This is a genomic window from Candidatus Nitrotoga sp. M5, from assembly GCF_927904885.1.
GTDB lineage: Bacteria > Pseudomonadota > Gammaproteobacteria > Burkholderiales > Gallionellaceae > Nitrotoga.
This window is the reverse complement of record NZ_CAKMNW010000009.1, coordinates 1-14,280: the sequence shown is the minus strand read 5'-3', so window position 1 is coordinate 14,280 and position 14,280 is coordinate 1. Positions and strand designations below refer to the sequence as shown.

Annotated in this window: 14 protein-coding genes; 12 read left to right on the top strand and 2 right to left on the bottom strand. The window is 47.5% G+C overall.

The genetic code is table 11. The features are described from left to right. Nucleotides 1-16 precede the first annotated feature (16 nt). The 10 genes from pssA (at nucleotide 17) to ccmE (ending at nucleotide 7,482) form a co-directional block, all read left to right on the top strand. Nucleotides 17-769, top strand: coding sequence for a CDP-diacylglycerol--serine O-phosphatidyltransferase (gene pssA / locus MJ770_RS03700; RefSeq protein ID WP_239250261.1), 753 nt, complete (start codon nucleotides 17-19; stop codon nucleotides 767-769). 241 nt (nucleotides 770-1,010) lie between these two features. After that, the gene (acpP, locus tag MJ770_RS03695) at nucleotides 1,011-1,247 is read left to right on the top strand and encodes an acyl carrier protein (protein ID WP_239250260.1); all 237 of its coding nucleotides are present in this window, start codon (nucleotides 1,011-1,013) and stop codon (nucleotides 1,245-1,247) included. 40 nt (nucleotides 1,248-1,287) lie between these two features. After that, nucleotides 1,288-2,526 (top strand): beta-ketoacyl-ACP synthase II, encoded by a 1,239-nt coding sequence (gene fabF / locus MJ770_RS03690; protein WP_239250259.1) that lies wholly within the window; start codon nucleotides 1,288-1,290, stop codon nucleotides 2,524-2,526. 26 nt (nucleotides 2,527-2,552) lie between these two features. Continuing rightward, nucleotides 2,553-3,368: an aminodeoxychorismate lyase gene (gene pabC / locus MJ770_RS03685; RefSeq protein ID WP_239250258.1), complete on the top strand. Its 816-nt coding sequence runs from the start codon at nucleotides 2,553-2,555 to the stop codon at nucleotides 3,366-3,368. Beyond that, nucleotides 3,355-4,353, top strand: coding sequence for an endolytic transglycosylase MltG (gene mltG / locus MJ770_RS03680; RefSeq protein WP_239250257.1), 999 nt, complete (start codon nucleotides 3,355-3,357; stop codon nucleotides 4,351-4,353). Before pabC ends, mltG begins: the two co-directional genes overlap by 14 nt. Before the next feature lie 266 nt (nucleotides 4,354-4,619). Next, nucleotides 4,620-5,234, top strand: coding sequence for a cytochrome c biogenesis heme-transporting ATPase CcmA (gene ccmA / locus MJ770_RS03675; protein ID WP_239250256.1), 615 nt, complete (start codon nucleotides 4,620-4,622; stop codon nucleotides 5,232-5,234). Next, nucleotides 5,231-5,914, top strand: coding sequence for a heme exporter protein CcmB (gene ccmB, locus MJ770_RS03670; protein ID WP_239250255.1), 684 nt, complete (start codon nucleotides 5,231-5,233; stop codon nucleotides 5,912-5,914). Before ccmA ends, ccmB begins: the two co-directional genes overlap by 4 nt. Nucleotides 5,915-5,947: 33 nt before the next feature. Next, the gene (ccmC, locus tag MJ770_RS03665) at nucleotides 5,948-6,685 is read left to right on the top strand and encodes a heme ABC transporter permease CcmC (protein ID WP_239250254.1); all 738 of its coding nucleotides are present in this window, start codon (nucleotides 5,948-5,950) and stop codon (nucleotides 6,683-6,685) included. After that, a complete protein-coding gene (gene ccmD, locus MJ770_RS03660; RefSeq protein WP_239250253.1) occupies nucleotides 6,682-6,846 on the top strand; it encodes a heme exporter protein CcmD in 165 nt (54 codons plus the stop codon). Before ccmC ends, ccmD begins: the two co-directional genes overlap by 4 nt. A gap of 159 nt (nucleotides 6,847-7,005) precedes the next feature. Then, nucleotides 7,006-7,482 (top strand): cytochrome c maturation protein CcmE, encoded by a 477-nt coding sequence (gene ccmE, locus MJ770_RS03655; protein WP_239250252.1) that lies wholly within the window; start codon nucleotides 7,006-7,008, stop codon nucleotides 7,480-7,482. Nucleotides 7,483-7,908: 426 nt separating this feature from the next. Here the strand turns inward: ccmE and MJ770_RS03650 are convergent, their stop codons facing one another. Both MJ770_RS03650 and MJ770_RS03645 read right to left on the bottom strand, forming a co-directional pair. Beyond that, nucleotides 7,909-8,364 (bottom strand): single-stranded DNA-binding protein, encoded by a 456-nt coding sequence (locus MJ770_RS03650; RefSeq protein ID WP_239250251.1) that lies wholly within the window; start codon nucleotides 8,362-8,364, stop codon nucleotides 7,909-7,911. A 4-nt stretch (nucleotides 8,365-8,368) separates the two neighbouring features. Beyond that, a complete protein-coding gene (locus tag MJ770_RS03645; RefSeq protein WP_239250250.1) occupies nucleotides 8,369-9,724 on the bottom strand; it encodes an MFS transporter in 1,356 nt (451 codons plus the stop codon). An 88-nt stretch (nucleotides 9,725-9,812) separates the two neighbouring features. Here MJ770_RS03645 and uvrA point away from each other — a divergent pair, with 88 nt between their 5' ends. Together uvrA and MJ770_RS03635 are read left to right on the top strand one after the other, a co-directional pair. Continuing rightward, nucleotides 9,813-12,638 (top strand): excinuclease ABC subunit UvrA, encoded by a 2,826-nt coding sequence (gene uvrA, locus MJ770_RS03640; RefSeq protein ID WP_239250249.1) that lies wholly within the window; start codon nucleotides 9,813-9,815, stop codon nucleotides 12,636-12,638. A gap of 521 nt (nucleotides 12,639-13,159) precedes the next feature. After that, nucleotides 13,160-14,110 (top strand): hypothetical protein, encoded by a 951-nt coding sequence (locus tag MJ770_RS03635; protein WP_239250248.1) that lies wholly within the window; start codon nucleotides 13,160-13,162, stop codon nucleotides 14,108-14,110. Nucleotides 14,111-14,280 lie beyond the last annotated feature (170 nt).

Below are 14,280 nucleotides of genomic sequence, written 5' to 3'. Positions count from 1 at the left end.
AGAGTCTTTCAAAATCATGACTGACCCGAATGACAGAAAGCCGATGAATCTGCGCAGGCGCAGCATCTACCTGCTACCCAACTTATTGACTACGGCGGCGCTGTTTGCCGGTTTTTACTCCATCGTGCAGGCAATGAATAGCAAGTTTGAGTTTGCTGCTGTTGCAATTTTTATTGCTATGGTACTAGATGGTCTGGATGGTCGTGTGGCGCGACTGACCCGCACCCAAAGCGAATTTGGAGCGGAATATGACAGCCTCTCCGACATGGTTTCATTCGGTGTGGCGCCCGCTTTGCTCATGTATGAATGGGCGTTTAAGGACTTAGGTAAACTGGGTTGGTTCGCAGCTTTTATATATTGCGCTGGCACAGCATTACGACTGGCACGATTTAACGCTAATATTGAAGTTGTAGATAAGCGATTTTTTCAAGGCCTGCCCAGCCCTGCTGCTGCCGCAGTGATCGCAGGTTTCGTTTGGGTGGTGCTGGATAACCACTATAGCGGTCAGGAGGCACGTTGGTATGCTGTCGCCATCACGGTATTTGCCGGCTTGAGCATGGTGAGCAACGTGCGCTTCTATAGCTTCAAAGATTTTAATATGCGTAAGAGCGTGCCGTTTATCGTCATTATCTTGGTTGCATTGTTTTTTATACTGATTTCCAGTTATCCGCCCGGAGTATTATTTGTGCTTTTCTTATGCTATGCCCTATCTGGTTATGTGCTGTGGTTGCTCAGTTTTCGAAAGAAAACTTCCAACCCTCACACGTAGTGGATCACAAAAGAGAGAATGTGGCAGAGAGAGTAAGCATGGTCCACTGTTTTGTTCGGAATGATGCTGAATACCTGAGCTTATATCCATCGTTGATTCAATTTAAGATTCATTCCTCGATGGGAATAAGATAAACCTTCAGATTCATTTTAATGTTGGGAGAAGCTGTTAGTTGGGAATTTGAGGTAAGCTTGGTAGAATCCCGAAATTTTTTGAACTTTAACCAGAGTAGGAGAGTTACATGTCTAGTATCGAACAACGCGTTAAGAAAATTGTTGCTGAACAACTCGGTGTAAATGAGACTGAAGTAAAGAATGAGTCTTCGTTCGTTAATGACTTGGGGGCTGATTCATTGGATACAGTTGAGCTGGTGATGGCACTGGAAGAAGAGTTCGAGTGTGAAATTCCAGACGAAGAAGCTGAAAAAATCACTACAGTGCAACAGGCAGTCGATTACGTTAACGATCATCCTAAGTAATTAATCCTTTCGCTTTTTCCTTAAAATAACGGAGTTCGGTTTGACAAAACGCAGAGTCGTCATTACTGGCTTGGGTATTGTTTCACCTGTTGGTACAGGAATTACCCAAGCATGGCAAAATATCATTGATGGCAAATCGGGCATCACCCACATCACTCGTTTTGATGCCAGCCTGTTTACGTCGCAGATAGCCGGGGAGGTAAAAGGGTTTGATGTGACCCAATACATCTCGGCTAAGGATGCGCGGCGTATGGATTTATTTATGCATTACGGCCTGGCAGCTGGTATAGAAGCAATTAAAGACGCGGGGATCGAGGTAACTGAACAAAATGCCGAGCGCATCGGTGTCAATATTGGATCTGGTATCGGCGGGCTGCCGATGATTGAAGATAGTCACAACGACTATCTGGCGGCAGGTTCACGCAAAATCTCGCCGTTCTTTATTCCAGGTACAATTATTAATATGATTTCAGGCAATCTGTCCATCAAATATGGATTCAAAGGACCAAATCTATCCATGGTGACAGCCTGTTCCACAGCCACTCATTGCATAGGCGAATCTGCCCGGTTAATCGAATATGGGGACGCCGACATTATGATCGCAGGCGGCTCTGAGGGGTCCATTTGTGCACTAGCGTTAGGGGGGTTTTCCTCTGCACGAGCGCTTTCCGCTCGCAATGACGATCCTGCTACCGCTAGCCGTCCATGGGACAAAGGGCGCGATGGTTTTGTGATGGGAGAAGGTGCTGGAGTTTTAGTACTGGAAGAATATGAGCATGCCAAATCTCGTGGTGCAAAAATTTACGCCGAAGTAGCAGGTTATGGCATGAGTGCCGATGCATACCACATGACTGCGCCGCGCGAGGACGGTGAGGGCGCAGCGCGCTGTATGAATAATGCCTTGCGCAACGCTGGACTTAATGTGGATCAGGTAGACTATATTAATGCGCACGGCACTTCCACCCCGCTAGGCGATTTGGCTGAAACCATGGCAATGAAGCGTTGCCTTGGCGAACATGCGAAGATGGTCAAGGTCAGTTCTACCAAATCCATGACAGGACATTTACTGGGCGCAGCGGGCGGCATAGAGGCTATATTTTCAGCACTTAGCATTCACAACCAGATTGCCCCGCCTACCATTAATATTTTCGAGCAGGATGAATCGTGTGATATGGATTATGTCCCTAATATTGCGCGCAATATGACAATTAATGTCGCTATGTCCAACTCATTCGGCTTTGGCGGCACCAATGCAACTTTGGTGTTCGGTAAGGTTTAAAACTTTTGCACATCTCAAGGAGCTACATGCTAATCAATGGCGTGCCTAGAGATCATATTAGCATTCATGACCGCGGCTTGATATATGGGGATGGCGTATTCCGCACGCTTCGTGTCCTCGGTGGATACATACAATGTTGGTCGCGTCATTATCACAAGTTGCAACAAGATTGCATTGCATTACAAATCACTTGTCCAGAAGCGGCGCTGCTGTCAGAGGAATTGCAGCGTTTGATTGAGCAGCGGCCCTCCGATGGTGTAGCTAAAATAATCATTACACGTGGCGAACAGTCAGCTCGTGGCTATGCTCCAGCCGAAAATATGATTTCAACACGCATTCTGACTTTCGCTCCTCCATTTGATTGTCCAGACAGAAATTATTCGCACGGTATAAAGCTTAGGGTATGTGAATTACGCTTGGCTCATCAACCAAAATTGGCTGGCATTAAGCACCTTAACCGTTTGGAAAATGTATTAGCTGCTGCGGAATGTTGTGACCCAGACATCGCAGAGGGACTGTTGCTGGATAATTTTGACAATGTGATTGAAGGTATACGAAGCAATTTATTTATGGTTCGGGACGGCGAATTATTTACACCGAATTTGTCCAACTGCGGTGTGGCCGGGATACAGCGTGAACGCGTGATTGAATGGGCCGCCAGACATGGTGTGCCGTGTTGGGTCAGTCAGTTTGGGCTGGCGGAATTACTGGTTGCCGACGAAATATTTATGGTGAATAGTGTGATTGGGTTATGGCCAGTTCGTGAGCTGTCAGGCATTGATTGGAACCATCATCCGATTGCCATGCAAGTGCAGGAATGGCTGAGCCATGCGCACGATTAAACGTTTGCTGCTCTTGGTGCTACTTTTGGCCGTGCTACTGGCGAGTGCAATTGGCTATTATGTTACCCGTCCATTGACCCTGCCTACGTCTCCATTGGAGTTTACCCTCAATAAGGGCAGCAGTCTAAAAGTCGCGGCGCGACAGATGCATCACGCTGGCGCACTACCCAATGATTGGATGTTTGTCTTGTTGGCGCGCATGCTGGGCAAATCTGCACAGATACAGGCTGGTAACTATGAGCTAACAACTGCGGTCCCGATGTTGGAGTTATTAACTATCGTGACCGAAGGAAAAGCCGCTCAGAGTAAATTCAGCATAATTGAAGGCTGGACATTCAATCAATTCCGCGCAGCATTGAATAGCAATTCAGCCATACAGCATGATAGCGCGACCCTTTCCGAAGCAGAGATACTGCAACATATCGGCGCAACAGGTGATTATGCAGAAGGACATTTTTTTCCTGACACCTATTATTTCACCAAAGGCTCAAGTGATCTCGCGTTGTTGAAACGCGCCTACAAGACTATGCAATTGCACCTGCAGGAAAGCTGGCAAAAACGCGCGCCTGACTTGCCTTTTAAATCAACCTATGAGGTATTAATACTGGCCTCTATTGTGGAAAAAGAAACAGGACTGGCAAGTGATCGAGGCATGATAGCGGCCGTATTTATCAACCGCCTACGCAAGGGAATGCCACTGCAAACTGATCCAACCGTCATTTACGGATTGGGAGAGAGTTTCGACGGTAATTTACGAAAGCGCGATTTGCTGGCTGATACATCTTTCAATACCTATACTCGAGCAGGCCTGCCACCTACTCCAATCGCGCTGCCAGGGCTAGCCTCGATACAGGCGACGCTTCATCCCGCTTCGACCGATGCTCTATATTTCGTCGCGCGTGGGAACGGCAGTTCACAATTTTCAAATACATTAAGTGAACACAACAATGCAGTGAATCGTTATCAACGACAATTACGCGATTAATGCGTTTCTCTACCCTATACTTACTCAACGAATCTAACATTCTCTTTAAGCCTGTTGATGCGGACAGGCAAAATTTATAGTACGCAACACCGTGCAGCTTGTCTGGCAGACAAGTCAAACATATACTGATCGGCTTTAAAAGCCATACCATTTTACAAATGCCGTTATATTGCAGAAGCACTCAGTTTTACTTTTTTGACTAACACGCACTTGTGCAATCGTATACAATTCCGCGCTATTTTAATTGAGCGGAAATCGACCACGCAATGCTGGAAATTAGTAATCTTGCTTGTAGTCGCGGAGATCATCTGCTATTTTCTGGCCTGAATTTTTCTCTGTCACCTGGCGAGTTGTTGCAGGTGCAGGGTGCCAACGGCAGTGGCAAAACCAGCCTGCTGCGTACTCTATGCGGTTTTATAATGCCTGATACGGGCGAAATCCTTTGGCACGGGCAGAACATACGTGAGCTGGGCGATCAATTTTATGCCGAGATAATTTATCTTGGCCATCTGAATGCCATCAAAGACGAATTGAATGCGTTGGAAAACTTGCGCATTGGTGCAGGACTGGCTGGCTGCAAGATGGATGACAAGCAGGTAATCGCTGCGTTACGTCGTCTGGGTTTACGCGGACGGGAAACTTTGCCGGTCAAAGTGCTGTCTCAAGGACAACGTCGGCGTGTGGCATTGGCGCGTTTGTTGCTTAGCAATGCCTCTTTATGGATACTGGATGAGCCGCTCACTGCGCTAGACGTTGGCGCAGTTGAGCTAATGCAAGAATTGATTAGTGAGCATCTGGTGAATAACGGCATGGTGATCTACACAACCCATCAGCCACTGGAAGTGGTGGGGGTTGCAACGCGGCGACTTGCACTGACATGAACAAGTTGTCGCTGATTGGTTTGTTGAGCATAATGATTCGCCGTGATCTGGTGTTGGCCATGCGGCGCCGTGCTGATGTAGTGACGACACTAATTTTCTTCGTCATAGTGGTCAGTCTATTTCCATTAGGCGTAGGTCCCGAAGCGGATATGCTGCGCAATATGGCTCCCGGCGTGATTTGGGTAGCAGCTTTGCTAGCTTCAATGTTATCACTGGGTCGCTTATTCTCGGCGGATCATCTAGATGGGACTCTGGAGCAGATGTTACTCGTTCCGCAGTCACTGTCGGTGCTTGTGTTAGCTAAGATTTTGGCGCACTGGATGGTCTCCGGTTTGCCGTTGGTAATCATGGCTCCGGTGCTGGGCTTGCAGTTTGATATGACGGCGCAGTCCATAGGGGTATTGATCATTGCACTACTCCTTGGCACGCCGACACTCAGTATGATAGGCGCTGTCGGCGCGGCGTTGACGCTAGGGCTGCGCGGCGGCGGAGCATTAGTGTCACTACTGGTGTTGCCATTGTGCATCCCAGTGTTGATTTTTGGAGCAGGGGCAGTGGAGGCCGTTATAAGCGGTACCAGTGTAAGTTCTCATTTATCATTGCTAGGTGCGCTACTAGTGATGGCATTGGCATTTACACCATGGGTGACGGCTCTCGCTCTGCGTATTTCGATGGAATAAAGCACATAGTGTATTTTTTTAATTGAGTAGATATTGGCTATAAACTGGTTTAAATATTCCTCGCCGAGCTCCTTTTATAGGGCAGCCGGCAAGATGGTACCGTGGTTCGCCTGTTCGGCCGCAATCATGTTTGTTGCAGGTCTTTATATTAGTTTTTTTGTGGCACCGACTGACGTCCAGCAAAGCGAAGCTTATCGCATCATGTTTATACATGTACCTGTTTCCATCCTGTCCATGTTTATTTATCTGGTCATGGCAGGTTATGCCGCGCTAGGACTCATTTTCAATACGCGCTTATCTTCCATGATGGCTAGTGCGTTGGCTCCTACAGGTGCGCTACTTGCCTTTCTTTCATTATGGACTGGCGCATTATGGGGCAAGCCGATGTGGGGTGCATGGTGGGTATGGGATGCGCGACTGACTTCTGAACTCATCTTGCTATTTCTTTATCTTGGATTTATCGCTTTGCATGCCTCGATCGATGATCCTCGTCGTGCCGACCGTGCCAGTGCATTACTCGCCATATTAGGCTCGGTCAATGTTCCTATCATCTACTTTTCAGTGCAATGGTGGAACACCTTGCATCAAGGAGCCTCAGTCAAACTCACCGGCACTAGCATGCATGTGGCTATGCAGCAGGGAATGTACACCATGATGCTGGCGGTCTGGCTATATGCCATTACGATTTCATTAATACGTGTGCGTAGTATCATTTTAGAGCGAGAAAGCAAAGCCCAATGGGTATCTGAGCTCATGGAGATTAAACGATGAACTGGGGTGAGTTTTTTGCCATGAATGGCTATGCTTGGTACGTATGGGGGTCGTTCGGCATGGCACTGCTGATATTCATAGTTGAAATGGTGATGGTGCGCCACAGAAGAACAGTTATCTTGCAACAATTGCGCCTGACAAGTAACGCAGAAGATTTATGACGTAAATTGGACAAAATACCTATCTATGTAAACACAAACGTGGAGAACTTCTTTGCCCGACGGAACAAACGTTACAAAACCAACTCGAAACAACTGAAGTCGCGCCAACTCATTAAAACATTTAAACTGAAATAATATTGATATTGGAAATAAACTAACATGAAACCGCGCCAAAAAAAACTTGCCTACATAATTATCGCTCTCGTTGCTTTGGGTGCTGCTACAGGTTTAGTGTTAAATGCACTAACAAATAATATCAGCTTGTACTTTACCCCAACTCAAGTGTTTAATGACGAAGCGCCGCAAGGGCGTGGTTTTCGCATGGGCGGATTGGTTGCTATGGACAGTATCAAGCGACAAAGCGATGGTTTAACTGTGCATTTCAGCGTAACCGATTCCGCTAAGACTATGCCGGTTGTGTACAAGGGCTTTTTGCCCGACCTTTTCAAGGAAGGAAAAGGGGTAGTAGTACATGGCAAGATTGAAGATGGAGGCGTGTTCCGCGCGGATGAGGTGCTGGCCAAACATGATGAAAACTACATGGCTCCAGAAGCTGTGTATGCTATGGAGCAAGCTGCTAAAGGGGCGTCTACAGCGAATGACGCATCATCCGTAAGCGAGCCTGCTACACCATAGTCCAATAATTACAGCTTAATTTTTGCTATATCTTATTTTATATTTTGATTTCATGCATGGACGGGTCCTTCGCGTGCGGAACAACGACCATGTACTTCGTTCCACGTAGCAAATGATTTTTGCTTAATTTGTGAATACGCCACGCAATAAGATTTAAATTGCTACGTATTAAATTCAATATGTATATTTAGGTATGTGCAGATTTGTATTATTTGAAGCGTACATATCCGATTACCACCCTCAATGCTCTGAACTGTATTGATACCGGGCAGAGGGTCTAATCGAAGTGCTATGCAACTACATGAGCGTCAATGTAACTTATACACATCTGGCTGTGTTAACCAATAAAATCGGATATTAAATAATTAACCCCCTGTTTTTGCAGGGGGTTAATTATTTAATATCAACAAAACAGTCCCAGGATTTTTAGAACGGTATGTCATCATCGAAGTTATCGAAGCCACCGCTCTTGGCTGGTGTCGGTTTACTAGTAGCAGGCGCACTAGTTGATGATGCAGCAGAATTACCCACCGTGTCAAAACTACCGCTACCAGATTTACTGGATAGCATCTGCATCTCATTAACAATGATATCAGTGGTATAGCGATCCTTGCCTTCCTTGTCCTGCCATTTGCGCGTGGCAAGCTTGCCTTCAACATAAATCATAGAACCTTTCTTCAGGTACTCTCCAGCTATTTCCGCCAGGCGTCGATAGAAAGTCAGGTTATGCCATTCTGTTTTTTCCTGCTTTTCGCCGCTTTTGTCTTTCCAGTTTTCTGAGGTAGCCAAGGTGGCATTGGTTACTGCTTCGCCATTGGGCATGTAACGTGTTTCCGGATCTTTACCCAACCGCCCTACTAAAATCACTTTATTTACCGACATGTCATTACCCTTTCACTAAATTTTTTACCGCGTCTTCGTCAAAACCACTCATATCCACTTTAAGACAAGCCATGCATTCGGCTGGCACCACCATTGCTTCGCGCACCCCATTTAATTGCACTAAGTTTTGTTGCAATTCAGCGCCCGCGCGCCCATCCATTTCTGGCAATGGGTACATTTTGGTACGCACCGCTGCAGGCGGCTGCATGGTGCTGGCAACTAGCAACCACAGCAATAACAAACCTACTGCGAATGCAAACACAGCATTGCCGCCGTAATATTGCATCAAAAAACCGCCCACAATCGCACCAAGGAATGCGCCGAGAAATTGCACGCTGCTATATACGCCCATTGCTGTTCCCTTGGACGCCAGTGGAGCAATCTTGCTGATCATTGAAGGCAATGTCGCCTCCAGTACGTTAAATGCGGTAAAAAACAGCAACAGTGACAGCATCACCCCCCATACACTATTCTGCATTAGCATTAATGATAATTGGCCTAGCGCTGCCAGCGCAATCGCGCCCATAAACACCTGCTTCATCTTTGCTTTTTTCTCGGCGACGATGATGGGTGGCACCATCAACACGAGGGCTAGCAGCATAACCGGTAGATATACTTGCCAATGTTGCGCAATTTCCAGCCCGTTCTTTTGTAGTACGAATGGCACTTGCATGAATACCGACATCAGGATTGCATGCAAGGAAAAAATACCGAAATCGAGCCGCAGCAAATCTTTGTTACGCAGCACATCGCCAAATCGCTTGCTACTCGCCCCGGAACCAGAATGGAAACGCGTGATAGCAGGATTAGGAATTATAAAGGCCACAAACAACATAGCCAGAAGAGCCAAGGCGCCAGTAAGTGCAAAAATTCCGGGCACATCTATCGCTTGATACAGAACCGGTGCCAGAACCAGTGATATCGAAAATGTAATACCAATGGTGATACCTATCATCGCCATCGCCTTGGTGCGGACTTCCTCGCGTGTCAGGTCGGCGGTTAACGCCATCACTGCAGCATTGATTGCCCCTGCGCCTTGAATCGCACGCCCGGCGATGACCCAATAAATATTGTCTGCCGAAGCTGCGATAAAACTGCCGATCGCAAATAAAAGGAGTCCAGCATAGATCACGGGCTTGCGCCCGTAACGGTCGGAAATCCAGCCGGCAGGGATCTGCAACACAGCCTGGGTCAGGCCGTAAGCACCGAGGGCAATGCCAATCAGGACATGATTTTCACCGCCGGGCAGGCGCTCAGCGGCATAAAGTGCAAATACCGGCAGAATGATGAACAGCCCCAACATGCGCAAACCGTAAATACCGGCTAAGCCCATGCTGGCACGGCGCTCAAGTTGAGTCATTGAATCAGGCTTGTGTTCCATATTGAAGTATTTAAAGCGCGAAAAATCGCGTATATTAGCAGGTTTAGCTCAACCTACGGTAACCGGTATGGACAGTATCAAAATACGCGGCGCTCGCACACACAATTTGAAAAACATCAGCCTCGATTTGCCGCGCAATCAACTTGTGGTTATCACTGGACTATCGGGTTCCGGCAAGTCTTCCCTAGCCTTCGATACTTTATATGCCGAGGGGCAACGACGCTATGTCGAGTCACTTTCAGCTTACGCGCGCCAATTTTTGCAATTAATGGCAAAGCCAGATGTAGACTTGATCGAAGGTTTGTCACCTGCTATCGCCATTGAGCAAAAAGCCACCTCGCATAACCCGCGTTCTACCGTTGGCACGGTGACAGAAATTCACGACTACCTGCGCCTGCTGTTTGCGCGTGCAGGTGATCCCTATTGCCCACAGCATGATCTGGTGTTACAGGCCCAAAGCGTTGGGCAGATGGTGGACCATGTGCTGCAACTACCACAAGACACGCGCATCATGATTCTTTCTCCATTAGTTATTGAACGCAAAGGCGAACAAGTCGATTTGTTTAACGAGTTGCGTGCGCAAGGTTTTATGCGGCTACGCGTAAACGGCACCGTGCATGAGATAGATAAGCTGCCCACTCTGGCAAAAAACAAAAAACATACTGTTGAGATTGTGGTGGATCGGCTGAAGGCCAACGCAGATAACCAGCAACGCTTGGCGGAATCATTCGAGACTGCATTGCGTCATGCCGACGGACGCGCATTGGCAGTGGAAATAGATAGTGGCAAAGAGCATATATTTTCAGCTAAGTTTGCTTGCCCAATCTGCAGCTATTCATTGCCTGAGCTGGAACCGCGCTTGTTCTCATTTAACAACCCGATGGGTGCCTGCCCTAAATGCGATGGGTTGGGCAGCACCAGTTTCTTCGACCCAAAACGAATTGTGGCTTTCCCGCAATTATCACTAAGCTCTGGGGCAATAAAAGGTTGGGATCGACGCAACCAATTTTATTACCAGATGCTGGACAGCTTGGCCAAGTATTACGATTTTGATCTGGAACGCCCATTTGAAAGCCTGCCGGAAAAAACACAGGAGATTGTTTTGTACGGCAGTGGCAAGGAAAAAATTCCATTCAGCTATTTCAACGAGCGCGGCAAGCCCACGCTACGCGAGCATGAGTTCGAAGGCGTCGTTAATAATTTCGAGCGGCGCTACAAGGAAACCGCATCACCTGCCGTACGCGAGGAGCTAGCGAAACATCTCAACACCTGCGTCTGCCCTGAATGTAAGGGCACACGCCTGCGTTTAGAGGCCCGCAACGTGCGCATCGCAGACCATGCCATTTACGAATTAAGCGCATTACCCTTGAAGCAAGCGCTCACATTCTTTCAACAGGTGCAGTTACCAGGTCACAAGCAGGCTATCGCGGAAAGAATCGTACATGAAATTGCTAGCCGCCTTACTTTCCTCAACAACGTGGGTTTGGAATATCTGTCGTTAGATCGTTCGGCAGAGACTCTGTCTGGTGGCGAATCACAGCGCATCCGCCTAGCCTCGCAAATTGGCTCCGGCCTGACAGGTGTGATGTATGTATTGGACGAACCTTCCATCGGCCTGCATCAGCGTGACAATGATCGCTTGCTGGAGACGCTGAAACGCCTGCGCGACATGGGTAACAGTGTAATTGTTGTGGAACATGACGCGGATGCCATCCATGCGGCTGATTACGTAGTGGACATGGGGCCCGGTGCGGGTGAGCATGGGGGCATGGTCGTCGCGCAAGGCACGCCACAAGAAGTGTGTACCCACCCGCAATCGCTAACGGGTGATTATCTTTCCGGTCGGCGCAACATTGAAGCCCCAAAAAAATATCTACCCCCCGATCCGGCACGCATGCTGCAAATTCAGAGTGCATGTGGCAACAACCTGAAAGAAGTCACACTTAATCTCCCTGTCGGCCTGCTGGTGTGCGTAACAGGTGTGTCTGGTTCCGGCAAGTCCACCCTCATCAACGACACGTTGTACAAGGCAGTCGCACAGCACCTGTATGGAAGCAACGCCGAACCTGCGCCGTTCGTAAAAATCGACGGGCTGGAATTTTTTGACAAGGTCATTAACGTAGATCAGTCACCCATAGGACGTACCCCACGTTCCAACCCCGCCACCTATACTGGCCTGTTTACTCCCATCCGCGAGCTATTCGCCAGCGTACCGCAATCGCGTGAGCGCGGCTATGGTCCAGGACGATTCTCGTTCAACGTAAAAGGCGGGCGCTGCGAATCCTGTCAAGGTGATGGCGTAATCAAAGTTGAAATGCATTTTCTGCCTGATCTTTATGTGCCATGCGACGTGTGCCACAGCATGCGCTACAACCGCGAAACGCTAGAGGTGCAATATAAGAGTCGAAACATCCACCAGATTTTGCAGATGACCGTGGAACATGCACATGAGTTTTTCAAACCGGTACCAATCATCGCACGAAAACTACAAACGATGCTCGACGTAGGACTCGGCTACATTACATTGGGACAAAGTGCAACCACGCTATCCGGCGGCGAAGCGCAACGTATCAAATTGTCGCTTGAGCTTTCCAAGCGCGACACCGGACGTACTCTGTATATCTTGGACGAACCCACGACTGGCCTGCATTTCCACGATATTTCCTTACTTTTAAAAGTCATTCAGAAGCTGCGTGACCAAGGAAATACTGTAGTAATAATCGAACATAACCTCGACGTAATAAAGACCGCCGACTGGATAATAGACCTTGGCCCTGAGGGCGGTGAGGGCGGCGGACATATCATTGCACAAGGTTCACCAAAAGACATCGCTGCCAATCCAGCAAGTGTTACTGGTATATACCTAGAGCAGGTGTTGAATACGATCAGATAACACGAGACTAACTCCCTTCATCACTCGCTCGGGCCACTCTTGCATCACGTCGAATCACGTGCCACCCGCAGCTCATCTCGTGCTACATAGCTTGGATGATCTCCATTATTGGGGAGATCTATTGCTGAAGCAGCACCTCTTCTAGATTAATGACAGCATATTGCTGCATCATTGTTAAACTCGGGCAGCCTGTCGTCCATAAAGAATCGTAGCTACAATTTAACTGATCGAGGCTAGATTTTGACAATTTAGCAGAGTATAGTAGTAACTCTGTTACCCAGAAAGTGGCGGAACATAGCTGCTTCAACTTAATTTGGAGTCGGTTTACTTTAAGTCCGACAAGCTGCTAGGTAACAGAGAATATAAAGCTATTAAGTCATAGCTCAAAATTTTAAATATTTTTTGCAATACTCACTAACATTATGTTACGCTGCACCAGCTGTTAGAAGTTTCTAAGAGCCCCCGCGGACGGTACGAGTGGGTTTATCTTTTTTATTAATTTACTTAGAGGAGTAATAATTATGCGCAGAGTTAACTCACTGGCACTACTGCTTGCTATTAGTTCCCCAGTTGCGATGGCATATGATGGCCCAAAGGCTGAATACAATTTCCTACCTCCGGCAGGTGAAATTTCACTCGATGAAGAAGCCGGCAATCTGCATCCTGAAGCACAACTCGGCATACCAGGTAACTATCCTCCCGGCGGCGGTGAGGTTGCACCTGCATACCAATATGAAACGCAAGGCCAATTTAACATTGGAAAACATCATATCGATAAATGGGCGGGTGAAGAAGGTGGTGCCGGACAAGCCAGCTATCATGGCAAACAGCCCACTAAATTTGTCCCAAATTACAAAACTGCCATCCCATACGTAGATGGCAAGCCTATATACGATACTGACTTTGACGAATCATGGGCGGGAGACAGGCTGAACGGAACTGGCGGCTGTGTAGCCAGTGCTGCTCCATATTGCGTAGCTCCAATTGAGACAGGTCTCGGCTATACACCAGCAGAAACCCGTGCAGGCTTAACCCGCTCTTTGCAATACTTCAAACTTGATAATGGCGTACGTGGTCAAGGCACAACGGTCACAATGAATGCAATCGCAGAAAATACTATGCCAGATGCAGGTTCAAAACCATCAAAGGTCAGGCTGCAATATGCAATCACACCCGGTGGCAACTTTGTAGATACGACTCGTCAACCTCAAAATGCTGGTTATACAAAATTTGCACCTGAAGGAACATATCGTTATCAATCCCCTGCCATTATATACAGTGAAGAGCATGGTCATCTGTACATAAACGGCAAGCATTATTCCGGTGTGCATTTGTTAAACGGTAGCTATGGCTATACAGTTGGCTTGGATCTGCTGAAAAAAGGAAAGAATGACTTCTGTATCAAGATAGTAGATGAGTTTCATGAGGTGGTTAATCTTGGAACTCAAGCTTGTGTTTCAATCACAGTTTAAAGTGATCTGATCGCACTTGTAAAACTTGAACTGTACCGTCCGTATAGTGCATGTGAGTTGTGTAAAATTACGGTACCGTCGCCATTCAGGGCGGTACCAGTTTTATACTAGCGTGCTAGCTTAAACGGGTTGTGTGAAAGCAAGTTTCACCAAGCACATGATTAAATAAT

Excerpts from the sequence above, each read along its gene's own strand:
- pssA (WP_239250261.1), top strand. The coding sequence starts at position 17 with ATGACTGACCCGAATGACAGAAAGCCGATGAATCTGCGCAGGCGCAGC.
- acpP (WP_239250260.1), top strand. The coding sequence starts at position 1,011 with ATGTCTAGTATCGAACAACGCGTTAAGAAAATTGTTGCTGAACAACTC.
- pabC (WP_239250258.1), top strand. The coding sequence starts at position 2,553 with ATGCTAATCAATGGCGTGCCTAGAGATCATATTAGCATTCATGACCGC.
- mltG (WP_239250257.1), top strand. The coding sequence starts at position 3,355 with ATGCGCACGATTAAACGTTTGCTGCTCTTGGTGCTACTTTTGGCCGTG.
- ccmA (WP_239250256.1), top strand. The coding sequence starts at position 4,620 with ATGCTGGAAATTAGTAATCTTGCTTGTAGTCGCGGAGATCATCTGCTA.
- ccmB (WP_239250255.1), top strand. The coding sequence starts at position 5,231 with ATGAACAAGTTGTCGCTGATTGGTTTGTTGAGCATAATGATTCGCCGT.
- ccmD (WP_239250253.1), top strand. The coding sequence starts at position 6,682 with ATGAACTGGGGTGAGTTTTTTGCCATGAATGGCTATGCTTGGTACGTA.
- ccmE (WP_239250252.1), top strand. The coding sequence starts at position 7,006 with ATGAAACCGCGCCAAAAAAAACTTGCCTACATAATTATCGCTCTCGTT.
- MJ770_RS03650 (WP_239250251.1), bottom strand. The coding sequence starts at position 8,364 with ATGTCGGTAAATAAAGTGATTTTAGTAGGGCGGTTGGGTAAAGATCCG.
- MJ770_RS03645 (WP_239250250.1), bottom strand. The coding sequence starts at position 9,724 with ATGACTCAACTTGAGCGCCGTGCCAGCATGGGCTTAGCCGGTATTTAC.
- uvrA (WP_239250249.1), top strand. The coding sequence starts at position 9,813 with ATGGACAGTATCAAAATACGCGGCGCTCGCACACACAATTTGAAAAAC.
- MJ770_RS03635 (WP_239250248.1), top strand. The coding sequence starts at position 13,160 with ATGCGCAGAGTTAACTCACTGGCACTACTGCTTGCTATTAGTTCCCCA.